Annotated in this window: 10 protein-coding genes and 1 pseudogene; 6 read left to right on the forward strand and 5 right to left on the reverse strand. The window is 69.9% G+C overall.

Going from position 1 to position 12,307, the window contains the following annotated elements; genetic code table 11:
• Nucleotides 1–28: 28 nt before the first annotated feature.
• Nucleotides 29–2,470 carry a SpoIIE family protein phosphatase gene (locus tag ACTWQI_RS18200; protein WP_443271665.1) on the forward strand — a complete coding sequence of 814 codons (2,442 nt, stop codon included), beginning with the start codon at nucleotides 29–31 and terminating at the stop codon, nucleotides 2,468–2,470.
• Between the two features lie 1,443 nt (nucleotides 2,471–3,913).
• Here the strand turns inward: ACTWQI_RS18200 and ACTWQI_RS18205 are convergent.
• From ACTWQI_RS18205 to ACTWQI_RS18215, 3 genes and pseudogenes are all read right to left on the reverse strand, one after another.
• The gene (locus tag ACTWQI_RS18205) at nucleotides 3,914–4,279 is read right to left on the reverse strand and encodes a hypothetical protein (protein WP_443271666.1); all 366 of its coding nucleotides are present in this window, start codon (nucleotides 4,277–4,279) and stop codon (nucleotides 3,914–3,916) included.
• 172 nt (nucleotides 4,280–4,451) lie between these two features.
• Nucleotides 4,452–5,157 (reverse strand): annotated as a pseudogene (locus tag ACTWQI_RS18210) (IS5 family transposase); the annotation flags it as partial.
• 225 nt (nucleotides 5,158–5,382) lie between these two features.
• A complete protein-coding gene (locus ACTWQI_RS18215; protein WP_443271667.1) occupies nucleotides 5,383–6,078 on the reverse strand; it encodes a protein-L-isoaspartate(D-aspartate) O-methyltransferase in 696 nt (231 codons plus the stop codon).
• 354 nt (nucleotides 6,079–6,432) lie between these two features.
• On the opposite strand from ACTWQI_RS18215, the gene ACTWQI_RS18220 reads away from it, so the two are divergent.
• Complete coding sequence (locus tag ACTWQI_RS18220; protein WP_443271668.1) at nucleotides 6,433–7,002, forward strand: snapalysin family zinc-dependent metalloprotease; 570 nt, start codon at nucleotides 6,433–6,435, stop codon at nucleotides 7,000–7,002.
• A 413-nt stretch (nucleotides 7,003–7,415) separates the two neighbouring features.
• Complete coding sequence (locus ACTWQI_RS18225) at nucleotides 7,416–7,631, forward strand: hypothetical protein (protein ID WP_443271670.1); 216 nt, start codon at nucleotides 7,416–7,418, stop codon at nucleotides 7,629–7,631.
• 84 nt (nucleotides 7,632–7,715) lie between these two features.
• Here the strand turns inward: ACTWQI_RS18225 and ACTWQI_RS18230 are convergent, their stop codons facing one another.
• Together ACTWQI_RS18230 and ACTWQI_RS18235 are read right to left on the reverse strand one after the other, a co-directional pair.
• Nucleotides 7,716–8,276, reverse strand: coding sequence for a PP2C family protein-serine/threonine phosphatase (locus ACTWQI_RS18230; protein WP_443271671.1), 561 nt, complete (start codon nucleotides 8,274–8,276; stop codon nucleotides 7,716–7,718).
• On the reverse strand, nucleotides 8,276–9,466 hold the full coding sequence (locus tag ACTWQI_RS18235; RefSeq protein ID WP_443271673.1) for a PAS domain-containing protein: 1,191 nt from the start codon (nucleotides 9,464–9,466) through the stop codon (nucleotides 8,276–8,278). Before ACTWQI_RS18235 ends, ACTWQI_RS18230 begins: the two co-directional genes overlap by 1 nt.
• Nucleotides 9,467–9,795: 329 nt before the next feature.
• On the opposite strand from ACTWQI_RS18235, the gene ACTWQI_RS18240 reads away from it, so the two are divergent.
• The 3 genes from ACTWQI_RS18240 to ACTWQI_RS18250 all read left to right on the forward strand — a co-directional run bounded on the left by ACTWQI_RS18240 (nucleotide 9,796) and on the right by ACTWQI_RS18250 (nucleotide 12,261).
• Nucleotides 9,796–10,896, forward strand: a complete 1,101-nt coding sequence (locus ACTWQI_RS18240; RefSeq protein WP_443271675.1) for a lytic murein transglycosylase — start codon at nucleotides 9,796–9,798, stop codon at nucleotides 10,894–10,896.
• 121 nt (nucleotides 10,897–11,017) lie between these two features.
• A complete protein-coding gene (locus ACTWQI_RS18245; RefSeq protein ID WP_443271676.1) occupies nucleotides 11,018–11,284 on the forward strand; it encodes a hypothetical protein in 267 nt (88 codons plus the stop codon).
• 164 nt (nucleotides 11,285–11,448) lie between these two features.
• The gene (locus ACTWQI_RS18250) at nucleotides 11,449–12,261 is read left to right on the forward strand and encodes an SAM-dependent methyltransferase (protein ID WP_443271678.1); all 813 of its coding nucleotides are present in this window, start codon (nucleotides 11,449–11,451) and stop codon (nucleotides 12,259–12,261) included.
• The last annotated feature ends 46 nt before the right edge of the window (nucleotides 12,262–12,307 follow it).

Raw genomic sequence — 12,307 nt, forward strand, 5'->3', positions numbered from 1 at the left:
TTGTAGATGGGCAAGCCAGAGGTACGGAATGCGCGACATCACCTTCCGCGGCGACTCCGGCGAGCTCCCGGAGCCCGGAGGCGAGGCGGACGCACTGTTGGACGCCTGCGGCCGGGTGGCCGCCTGGAGCCCAGGAGCCCAGCGGATGCTCGGCCACCGGGCGCGGGAAGTCCTCGGGTGCAGTGCGGCCGATCTCCTGTACAACCCCGCTGACGCCGCGGACATCCTGCAGCGCCGGGACCCGGACGGAGGCTGCCGCCCGAGCCCGCTGGTGCTGCGGCAGCGCAACGGGGAGCCGCTGGAGGCCGAAGTCTGGGCCCGCCCCTTCATCTCCGTGACCGGCGAACGGCAGTGGCTGGTGCAGGCAGCCAGCACCCAGGCGGTCCGTGCATACAAGTTGGGCCGCGCACTGCTGAAGGGACTGTTCACCGACATCCCCTTCCACATCGATGTCTTCGACACACACCTGCGCTTCGTCGCCCAGAACCTCGCCCAACGACGCGCGGGAGTCTTCCGGGGAACCGAGTACACCGGGCACACCATGCGCGAGATGGCCCCGCCCGGCCTGCTCGACATGGACGCCTTCGAGGCCCGGCAACGACAAGTACTGGAGACCGGCCAGGCCCTCATCGACACGGAGGTGGTCGGCCACGTCCTCCCCGGAACTCCGCCGCGCGAGTATGTCTGGTCCGAGTCCATCCTGCCGCTCAAGGACCCGTCCGGGACAGTGATCGCGCTGGCCCACGCAGTCTCCGATGTGACCCAGCGGGCCCGCTCACGCGAGCGACTGGCGCTGGCGAACGAGGCCGCCACACGGATCGGCAGCACCCTGGACCTGTGGTGTACCGCTCGGGAACTGGCCGACTTCGCGGTGCGCCGGTTCGCCGACATCTGCTACGTCGACCTGCTGGACCCCCTCTTCCAGGGAGAGGAACCGGGGAGCGGCCCGGCGCCGCATCCCCCGCTGTTGCGCCGGGCCGCGTGGAACGGTGTGCCGGAGGACGGGGAGCCGAAGAGTAGTGGGGCGGTGGCGGTGGGTGACCTGGACACCCCGGCGATGGCACCCGACTCCCCGTTCGTCAAGGCTCTGGCGAAGGGCGAATCCGTACTGCTGACAGGCGAAGAACTGCTCGCCTGCTCCGCCGCCGTCGATCCTCGACAGGGCGCGCCGTCCGCTGGGCCGCAGATCCACTCCTGGCTCCTCGTCCCCATGGTCGCGCACGGCATCCCACTGGGCATGGCGGTGTTCTTGCGCTCCCGCAATCCCCTCCGGTTCGAGGCCGCCGATGTGCGGTCGGCCGAGGAGTTCGTGACCCGCACGGCGATATGCGTCGACAACGCGAGCCGCTACAACCGGGAGCGGACGACGGCGTTGACCTTGCAGCGCAGTTTGCTCCCTCAGCGGTTGCCCTCGCTGTCAGCGGTGCGGACCGCGTCCCGCTATCTGCCGGCGAGCGGGCACACAGGACTGGGGGGCGACTGGTTCGATGTCATCTCCCTGTCCGGTGGGCGCGTGGCCCTCGTGGTCGGCGACGTGGTGGGGCACGACCTGCATTCCGCCGTGACCATGGGCCGTCTGCGGACCGCCGTACGCACCCTCGCGGATCTCGATCTGGCTCCCGAGGAACTTCTCACGCACCTCGACGACCAGATGAACCGCTTCCTCGACGAGCGCGGCGACGAAGGGTACAAGGCGGTGAACGCGACATGCCTGTATGCGGTTTACGACCCCGTGTCGCGCCGCTGCGTCCTGGCACGGGCCGGCCATCCTCCGCCCGCAGTGGTGTCGGCGGAGGGCAGCGTGGACTTCGTCGACCTGCCCGGCGGCCCGCCCCTGGGCCTGGGTGGTGTCGTCTTCGAGGCGAGAGAGATCAAACTGGGGGACGGAGACCTTTTGGTGCTCTACACCGACGGCCTGGTGGAGTCGCGCGAGCAGGGCCTCGACATCGGGCTGCGCCGTATGCGCGAGATGCTCTCCCGTACGCCCCCTTCAGCCACGCCGGACGAAGTGTGCGACGCACTGGTCCGCCGCCTGTTGCCGCCGCACCCTCAGGACGATGTGGCCGTCCTGGTGGCCCGTATGAACGGCCTGGCCCGGGACCGGCACGTCACCTGGCGCATCGAGGCGGAAGACGAACTGGTCGGGTGGGCGAGAGACCTGACACTGCAGCAAATGGCGCGGTGGGGGCTGGAAGAGGAGTCGTTCACCACCGAGCTGATCGTCAGCGAGCTGGTGACCAACGCGATCCGCTACGGAGAGGAACCGATCACTCTGCGGTTGATTCGTGATCGCAACCTGATCTGCGAGGTGTCGGACGGGAGCAGTACCTCTCCTCACGTGAGGCGGGCGCAGGACACGGACGAAGGCGGACGTGGCCTGTACCTCATCACCCAGCTGGCGCAGAGCTGGGGGACCCGCTACGGCGAACGGGGCAAGACCATCTGGGCCGAGCAGCCGCTGCCCGGCTGATGCCCAGCAACCGGAGCCGGCTGCCGGTAGCCGGTATGTCCGCCACAACGGCCGTTCGGAATGACTAACCTCGCGCTTTTCATGAACGGGTCCGTCCGAAGTTTGATCAAAAAGGTGCGGAGTGCCTCTGACGATGGGACTTGTCCAGGGTCCTGGTCGTCGTCAAGAAAGCCCCACTCCTCAGGTGAAGATGCGTATCGGGTCGTATCCGTGTCCGTGTCGAGGGCGGCGGGCGTGGGGTGGGTCCCAGGCCGGAGGCGTGCCGGGTGCCGCGGCGGGCGAGCTTATGTAATCAACTGCCGCGTATTCCTCGACGCGTGAAGCTTTGCAGTCACCGTGTGATCGCCGGAAGCGTGGTGGCGCCAGGTGCCGTCGGCTTCGGCGGAGGTGCCCGTCAGTACCCCAGCCACCTCAGTGGCACCATTCATTTGCCATTGCCTAAACCGCAGTCCCTGCTCCGCTCCTTCCCGCCCCCCTCGCGGCATTGGCGCCACGTTCTGCCTTGCAGACAATCGCTTTGGCCGCTTTTTCAGAAAGCTACCGACGCCAGTCACGTTCGCTTTCATATGAAAAGCGTACTCATCGAGGAGGCGCATCGTGGTGCGGGATTCGAATAACCCTTCAGCGGCAAGCCAGATTTGGCCGAAAACTGGGGCAAGGGCGGCAATGCCGGGTGTGCAGAAGCGCGCTGGTCTGGGAATGCGGATCGGCGTAGGGGTGGCAGCGCTGGTTGGCGGACTGCTCCCACCGATGGTGGTCGCTGACAGCGCTGCTGCGCAGACGACGCAGCAGGAGGAGTTCACGGACCCTGGCCAACACACCTTCACGGTTCCCGGCGACCCCGATGAGAACCCCCTGGTACTTCTGACCATCCGCCTCTGGGGCGCCGGGGCCGGCGGGGGCGGTGGCGCCGGTGGAGGCGGCGGCGGAGGAGGCGGAGGCGGAGGAGGCGGCAGCGCCGTTACAACGGTGGGCGGCGGAGGAGGGGGCGGAGGCGGCGGCGGGGGCGGCGGCGCCGGCGGCGGTGGCGGCGGCTCCGGCGGCTTCGTGGAATGTACCGATGTGCCGGCTCGCCCCGGCACAAGATTGACCGTCGTGGTGGGGGCAGGAGGGGATGCCGGCAGCAACGGGACCGGCGGGGGCGGGGGCGCCGGCGGCGCCGGCGGCGGGATCTCCTCCCCCGGAGCTAGCGGCAGTTCCGGCACCGGAGGCAGCCAAGGCGGCCTCGGTGACGATGGTGGGGACAGCGAGGTGCGCCTCGCCTTGGTTGACTTGGCCTCTGCCCAAGGCGGCAGCGCCGGTTCCGGGTCCGCGACCGGCGGGGCAGGTGGCAGGGGCGGCAGCGGCGGCCGTTCCGGCCTAATCGGCGGCGGCGCCGGCGGTGCTGGCGGCGGTGGCGGTGCTGGCGGTACCGGCGGTGCCGGCGGTGCCGGTGGCCGGGAATCAGTCGTCTGTGTGGGCCTCCTCACCGGCACAATTGGTGGCGACAACGGTAGCGCCGGTGGCGGAGGCGGCTCCGGTACGACCGGAAATGCGGGGGCAAGCCAACAGAGCGGTACGGGCGGGTCCGGCGGGGGCGGTGGCGCCGGCGGCAGTGGTGGCTCCGGCGGGGGCGGTGGCGCCGCCATCATCGTCGACGGCGACGCCTTCGGCGCCGGCGGCAGTGGTGGCGACGGCGGCTCCGGCGGCTCCGGCGGCAGTGGTGGCGCCGGCGGCCCGGGCGGGCTTTTCGGCGGTGCCGGCCCCGGCTCTGCCGGGTCTGCTGGTGGTTCCGGGGGAAGCGGCGAGGACGGTAACGCCGGCGACCACGGGGCCGTCATCATCGACGTGGAGCCAATCGTCGAACCGTGAAAACCGGGATGTCCGCAGAACTCACCGCCACCAGGTCACCAGCAGAACACATCGTGAAAAGACAGCCGGTTCGCTGGTGTTGAACCGTTTCGGGTTCGGTCGGAGTCCCGATCGAACCCGAAACGGTTAACAGCCGCCAACAGAATGAGTTGATCTGTCGGAGGGTGATGAGGCAACAGGCGAGGCGGAGAAATGCTTCGTGGATGTCGGCTCGTCTCTCCCAGCGGATGCGGAGGCGTTTGAAGCCGTGGAGCCAGGCGAAGGTGCGCTCGACCACCCATCCGTAGGTGCCGTGCCGGGTGCCGCGTCGGCCGATGGCGGGCACGATCCGTCGTTCGCGCAGGCGATCTCGGTAGATGTCGTGGTCGTAGCCGCGGTCGGCGAAGACCGAGTCCGGTTTGCGGCGGGGGTGCCCGACGCGCCCCCGTACCGGCGGGATGGCATCGAGCAAGGGAAGGAGCTGGGTGACGTCGTTGCGGTTGGCTCCGGTGAGGATCACCGCGAGCGGAGTGCCGCGGCCGTCGGTGATCAGGTGGTGTTTGGAGCCGACCCGGGCCCGGTCGACCGGCGACGGGCCCGTGTGGATCCCCCTTTAGAGCCCTGACCTGGCTGGAGTCGATGACACAGCCGGACCAGTCGAGCTTCGCTGCCGCGTTCAGCTCCGCCAGGAGTACCTCGTGCAGCCGCTGCCACACCCCGGCCTCGTTCCAGTCGCGCAGCCGCCGCCAGCACGTCATGCCCGAGCCGAAGCCCGGCTCCTTGGGCAGGAACTCCCACTGGATCCTGGTGTACAGCACGTACAGGATCCCGCACAGCACCTTCCGGTCCGGCAGCGGGTTTGCGGCCCGGGTACCGGAATCTCCACGGTGAAGCCCCCACGAGCCGGACAACGCTCAACCCGGCCGTCAGACAGGGCCACCAGCACCAACCAGCGTCATTCTGTTAGGCGTTGTGAAGGCCGGAGCATCCTCCGGAGATCCCGGTGAACTCGGCGCTCCGGCATGGGCGCCCCGCAGTTCTCATGGGTACGCCGTCCGGGCGCCCCGCACGGAGGGGTGCCCTCAGGTGTCAGTGGCTTCGTCCGTGGGGGGATAGCCGTGGTCGCCGAAGAGGCGGACGAAGCGGGCCGACACGACGCTCCTGCGGTGTACGAGGCCGTGGACTCGCCGCTCGTACAGTTCGACCTGCTCCTGCCCGCCCGGCCCGATGGGCTGGACGATGCGCCCGCCGACCCGGAGTTGCTCGACGAGCGGCGGCGGCACCTCCGGGAAGGCCGCGGAGACCACGACGGCGTCGTACGGAGCGCGGGCGGGCACGCCGTGGGTCCCGTCACCGACGACGATCTCGACATTCTCCAGGCCGTGCTTGGCGAGGCCGCGGCGGGCCTCCTCCACCATGTCGGGCCAGCGCTCGATGCTGACGACGTAGGCGGTCAGGTGCGCCAGCAACGCGGTCTGGAAGCCGTAGCCGGTGCCCACTTCCAGGACACGCTCGGTCCCGGTGAGCTCGAGAGCGTTGATCATCATCGCGATGAGCGAAGGCTGCGTGGTCACCTGACCGTGAGCGATGGGGATGGGCACGTCCGTATACGCGGATGCCAGGCGGGCACGGGGGACGAAGTCGGCCCGCGGGGTGCGGCGGATGGCTTCCGCCACGCGGTCATCCGTCACACCTGCGGCGCGGGCCGCCCACACCAGGTCCTCGGGCGAAGAACCGCCGGGGTGGTCTCTCATCACCTGCACTTCCGTCCAAGTCATGGGAACGCGGTAACGGCGCCTCGCATCAGCGGATGCCCTGCCCGCCTGATCGCCGGCCGCACCCGCCACAGGACCACGCACGGGCTCCTCACGGCATGTCACCGTCGGCGATTCCCTGCATGGTGATCCGCCCTTACCTGTTCCACTGTCACTCCGGTACACCGGCTGCGCAGCACGGGTGACCCGGACGAATTCCCTCTCGGGATGGCACCACTCGCCGCGCCGGCGTCATTCGGCGGCCAGGGGACAGCCGTTAGCCGGATGGGTGCGGTGATCGGGTTGGAGTCGGCTTGCGTGGGGAGCGTATTGTCATGCTCACACCATGCTTCTCGACCCCCACAAGGGAGGCTGATCGTGCTAGTCCGCAAAATCGTACGCGCGATACTCGCGGCACTGTTGACGACGCTCGTCCTGTCGGGCGGCCAGGCGTCGGCCGCCACCGCTCCTGCCGCCGCGACGGAACGTACCGCGGCCCCGACCATTCTGACCTACGACGACGGAGCGGCCGCCGAGTTCACCGACGCCGTGAAGCAAGGGGTGACAGTCTGGAACGACAGCGTCGCCAATGTCGAGCTGAGGCCGGTCGAACAGGGGCAGAAGGCGAACGTCCGGATCATCGCGGACAACGGCTGGCCCCGTGCCGCCGTGACGAGCCTCGGCAACGGCACGGTCTACATGGGCCGCCAGGCCACCGACCAGGGGCACAACGCGGTACGCATCGCCGCGCACGAACTCGGCCACATCCTGGGCCTGCCCGACAGGAAGCCCGGGCCCTGCTCGAGCCTGATGTCCGGCTCCTCCGCCGGCACCTCATGCACCAACCCCTACCCCAACGCCGCTGAAAAGGCGGAGGTCGAGCGCAACTTCAGCAGCCGCCTCGCCGAACTGGCCGGCGTGGAACGCCGTCTGGTGTTCCAGGACTGATGGGCGAGACGGATCCATCAGGGCGACGTTCTGACAACCGAGTGAGATCTCCTCGCACTCCGGTCGACCGCCGCCGGTGAGTTCCGACGTGAAGGCCTGCTCCCCCAGCGCCGACGGTGACCGCCACAGCGAGTCCGCCGACGTCACCCCGCCGGTGCGCGGGAGCAGGCCCCCGCCGCCGGTCCGGCCCCGGGGCTTGACGAGCGGGCCGCATGAGCCCCATCCACTCCCCGGCGCGACCGCCCCCAACACAGCGCCCCGATACTCCCGCCGACACCTCGCCGATGGATGCACCGATCGGGATCCGGACCCTTGCCGACGCCATGCCGCCAGGTACCAGGCCTTCGTTTGCATATCTATACGTGTCTTGTCATAATATTCCTACCGTAACGACAGCCAAGGAGCACCACCGCATGGCCCACGGAGCCCACCCCGACGCTCCCACCCCGGCCCCCCGCGCGAACATCGTCCTGGCCCGCGACTGCCACGAGTGCCGCGGCTGGGGCACCGTGATCACCGTCCAAGGCCGGCACGAGCTGTGCCCGTACTGCCAGGCCCCGCTCGGCAGGAACACCCTCGAGACCGGTATGGGCGCCGCCCGCCTCGGCGACACCCGGCCGCTCCTTTGAACGCTGACGCGCGCTGATCCGTCTGTCAGCTGCCGGCAACGTACTCGGTGCGTGCGCCGCGGCTCGCCCGTGCACACCCCTGGATCAAGGGTGAGGCCTGACCGTGTGCCGCGGTCGGACTCTGGCCGCGACGACCGCGACATCGTCCTCCGCCGCCTGGGTGCCCAGCCTGCGCAGCACGTCGTCGACCAACTTCTCGAGATCGGTTCTCACCGGGAGCCGCAGGTGGGCCAGGCGTGCCAGTGATGCGTCGATGTCCTCGCCGCGCCGTTCCACCAGGCCGTCGGTGTAGAGCAGCAGCACCTGGTCGGGCAACAGCTCGCGGGTGACCCGCTCGTAGCCGCCGAAGCCGGTGCCCAACGGCGGGCCGGTGGGCACGGGAAGGACGTCGACCAGACCGTCCCGGTCGATCAGCGCGGGTGGCAGGTGCCCTGCGCTGGAGTAGGAGCAGATGCCGCGGGCGGGGTCGGCCAGCGCGAGCAGGCAGGTCGCGGGCCGGCTGGACTCGCTCTGGGCGATGGTGTCGTCCAGCTGACGCAGAATGCGGTGAGGCGGCAGATCGGTTGCGGCGACGTAATGCAGCATCGAGCGGTAGTTGCTCATGTCGACCGCGGCTTCCACCCCGTGTCCCATGACGTCGCCCATCACCAACAGGCTGCGCCCGTAGTGCAGCCGTACGGTCTCGTACCGTCGCCGCCGACCAGTGCGCTGCTGCCGGAGGGGAGATACCGGCAGGCCACGTCGATGTTGGGGTGAGGCATACCGGGTTCGGCGAGCAGCGCGCGCTGCAACTCGAGGGCGATGTCTTCCGACCGGCTGTACCGGCGGGCGTTGTCGATGCCGATGGCGGCACGCTGGGCCACGCCCTGAATCGTCCGCGCGTCGTCGTCGGTGAATCCGCGGCGGTCGCCCGCACGTGCCAGCATCGCGGCACCGAGGAGGTGGGACCGGGCGACCAGCGGCACCACGAGCGTCGAGTGGATGCGCGCACCACGGTCCGCCTCGATGCGCCCGGTGCCCGGCATCGCAGCGATCGCTTCCGCTTCGGAGAGCTCGTTCCGCAGGACGGGCTGGGCGGTGTGCAGGCAGACGGAGACGGGGGAACCCTCTGGGTACTCCACGTCCGCGCCCTGCGCGCCGGCATCGTGCAGGTGCAAGCCGAGCGCGGGTTCGCAGGCCCGTCCGGCGCGGCGCAGTCGCAGCGGTCCTGGCGTCTTCAGTCGGGCGCCCACCGGGATGTCGGCGGGGAAGACTTCGACGGTGGCCAGGTCGGCCAGCGAGGGTACGAGGAAGTCGGCCAGCTCGGCGCAGGTGACGTCCGGGTCCAGGGTGGTACCGATCCGGGCGGTGGCTTCTTCGAGGAGGACGAGACCGGCACGGGCGCGTTCCAGGTCCCGCTGCCGCTGGTGTGCGGTGGTCACGTCGAGCAGGATCCCGACCAGGCCGATCATCTCGCCGTGCGCCTCGAGCCGATGGAAGGTGCCGTACCACCAGTGACGTCCCTGTCGGGAGCCTGCCGGACGAACAGCGGCGGTAGCTTCGCGGGGCTCCCCGTCGTGCAGCACCTGGCGCAGGACGCCCGCATGGCTGCCCAGGTCTGCGACCGGATCTGTGACGGACCGGCCCAGCAGGTCCGCGGCCGCCATGCCGGTCATCTCGGCGAAGGCGGCGTTGACGTAGCGGTACCGCAGGTGCGGGTCGACGATCGCGATCCCCGCCGCGCTGCCGCCCAGTGCATGCTGCAGGGTGTCGCTGACACCGTCCGCCGAGAGGGGTCCGGCAGCGTGCGTCGGAGCGTTCGGGTCGCGACGGCGGCCGGGTGTGTCCTGGCCCACCCGCCTACCTCCTTTGGGCGCGGTGGAATCCGCCTTGTTCCCATCATCGCCGACCGGCAACGCGGCCGCGGCATTCCGCCCCCTTAGCTCTGGCCACTCTCCGTTACTACGGTGCCGCGGTGCGGCATCACGATCGCGCCCTTGGACCACGATGCGGCACGGCGCGGGTCCGGCAGCGACCAGCCTCCGCCGTGCGCGTGGGTGTTTTCGTGACCGAAAAGTGATCCCCTCCGCGCGACGGACAGCACCTTTCTCCGCGTAAAGCAGTGACAGACTCTGCGCCCTTGGGGACGGTGTGGAGAAGACCACAAAGGGGAGGTGTCTCGCGCATGGCGAGACGGGTCAATCAGCGGATGCGCAGGGGCGTTACGGGGACCGCGGTCGCGGCAGTGGCCATGGCGGCATTGACCGCCTCGCAAGCCCCGGGGGTGTTGTCGCGGGCATCCGATCGCGCCGAGCAGGACATCCCGGCGACGGGACCGAGCATTTCCGGTGACACCTCCTACTACACGGACCTCCCTCCGCTGGGGAAGCGGGGCCGGCCTGGTACGCCCTCGGATCGCGCGCCGTCCGTACGGGTCACGACGGGTGCGGGAGCCATCCCCTCCACTGTCCTTGCCGCTTACCGAAAGGCGGAGGAGGAGCTGGGCAGGAGCAACCCGGGCTGCAACCTGTCCTGGGAGCTGCTCGCCGCGATAGGCCAGGTGGAATCCGGCCAGGCGCGCGGAGGGCGGGTGGACGCCGACGGTACGACACTGGCGCCCATCCTCGGACCGCAGTTGAACGGGAACGGATTCGCGTCGATATCCGACACCGACAACGGCGCCTACGACGACGACACCGCCTACGACCGGGCGGTGGGACCCATGCAGTTCATCCCCTCGACGTGGGCCACGTGGGGCGCCGACGGCAACGGCGACGGCGAGGAGGACCCGCACAACATCTACGACGCGGCCCTCGCCGCGGGCCGCTACCTGTGCGCCGGCGGTCGCGATCTCTCCGACCCGTACGACCTCGACCGCGCCATCCTCGGTTACAACCACTCCGAGCAGTACCTGCGCACCGTCAAGGCCTGGTTCGCCTACTTCCGGGACGGCCACGTCGAGGTGCCCGACCACACCTCCTCCGGCTCTCGCGAGCCGCGCTCCTCCCGCCCCACCGCCCGGCCCAAGCCGTCCTCGTCGGCGGAACCGGAGCGATCGAGCCGCCCCACCCCGTCGGCCGGCACCTCGCCGTCGGCCCGGCCCTCACCGAGCCACAGTCGACCGAACGAGGAACCTGAGGCCGACGAACCGGATTCCGTCATCCCCGACACCGACGACGTGCTGCCCGGGATCCCCAAGCCGTCCCTTCCCGGGACCGGCCGGGGCGGGCCGCTCGGTGGTGACACCGCCGACCAGTCGGAGAACGGCGATCTGCTGACGCCCTGACAGACCGGGGCGGTGACCCTGGCGGGCCACCGCCACCCCGGCGCAGGTCCGCGACGCTCATGCGGCGGGGATTCGACGGTTCGTCAGTCGGCCGGTGTCCCGAGGAGGCTACGCTCTGCTTGTGGCGCGTAACGAAGTGGAACGGCTGGCCCGGATACGGATGCAGGTGACAGGCGAGTCTTTGGAGCAGGCTCTGGCCGCCCTGCGGGGCCGGAAGCCTGCCCCCTCCGACGCCGACGAGCCCGCCGACTCCGGCCACATCGGCGGCTCGGGCCCCGACGAGCGCATCGGCGCAGCGGCCCGCACCACGCAGCTGGACCACACCGCGGGCGATGACCCGGCGGACCCGGGAGCGAACGGGGGCCGCATCCTACGGATCGTCAGGTAGCACGCTTCCCGTCAACCGCCCGCGCCGGGGGCCGAATGCCGCATACGTTCAACGCCGGTCGCGGACCTGAGGACTTCGCCGCCGTCGAGCGGGATGGTCCGGCATGATGGGCGACTGCACGTGGCGCGGTATCGACCGGCCGGGCACGGACAGGAGGGGAAGACGTGAGCGGGAGTGGTGCGCACGGGGAGTCGGCGGGGACCAGCAGGGGGGTCGCACACAACGCCCGGGTCTGGAACTACTGGCTGGGCGGCAAGAACAACTACCTCGTGGACCGCGAGGTCGGCGACCGCGTGACCTCGATGTACCCCGCAATCGGCCAAGTGGCCCGCGCCGACCGGGAGTTCCTGGGCCGTGCCGTACGGTTTCTGGCCGGTGAGGCGGGGATCCGGCAGTTCCTGGACATCGGTACGGGTCTGCCGACCGTGGACAACACCCATGAAGTCGCGCAGCGGGTCGCGCCGGAATCGCGGATCGTCTATGTCGACAACGATCCCATCGTGTTGGCGCATGCCCGCGCTCTGCTCACCAGCTCGCCCGAGGGCGTCACCGACTACGTCGACGCGGACGCACACGACCCCCACACCATCCTCCGCGCCGCCGCGCGGACGCTCGACTTCGAGCAGCCCGTGGCGATCATGATGCTGGGCATCCTGAACTTCATCGTCGACACCGGCCAGGCCGGGGCGATCGTACGGCAGCTGCTGGACGCGGTTCCTTCCGGCAGCTTCCTGGCCGTGACCCACCCGACTCTGGAGCTCGGTGGCGAGGGGAACGCCGCCGCCATGCGCTTCTGGAACGATCACGCGACACCCCCGATCGTTGCCCGCACCAGGGACGAGTTCGCTCAGTTCTTCGACACGCTGGACCTCCTCGAACCGGGCATCGTCTCGTGCTCGCGGTGGCGGATCGATGCCAAGCCCGGAGAGGAGCCCGCCGAGGTCGCGCAGTTCGGCGCGGTGGGGCGAAAGCCGTGACACCGGTGGTGCCCGGGCATCGGCCCGGGCTCCCGGCGCGGTCCAC

Source organism: Streptomyces sp. KR80 (genome assembly GCF_052245555.1).
GTDB lineage: Bacteria > Actinomycetota > Actinomycetes > Streptomycetales > Streptomycetaceae > Streptomyces.

What these genes read in the sequence shown, in the direction of transcription:
- ACTWQI_RS18240 (WP_443271675.1), top strand. Translation starts at nt 9,796, where the DNA reads ATGGCGAGACGGGTCAATCAGCGGATGCGCAGGGGCGTTACGGGGACC.
- ACTWQI_RS18200 (WP_443271665.1), top strand. Translation starts at nt 29, where the DNA reads ATGCGCGACATCACCTTCCGCGGCGACTCCGGCGAGCTCCCGGAGCCC.
- ACTWQI_RS18215 (WP_443271667.1), bottom strand. Translation starts at nt 6,078, where the DNA reads ATGACTTGGACGGAAGTGCAGGTGATGAGAGACCACCCCGGCGGTTCT.
- ACTWQI_RS18230 (WP_443271671.1), bottom strand. Translation starts at nt 8,276, where the DNA reads ATGGGCGACGTCATGGGACACGGGGTGGAAGCCGCGGTCGACATGAGC.
- ACTWQI_RS18225 (WP_443271670.1), top strand. Translation starts at nt 7,416, where the DNA reads ATGGCCCACGGAGCCCACCCCGACGCTCCCACCCCGGCCCCCCGCGCG.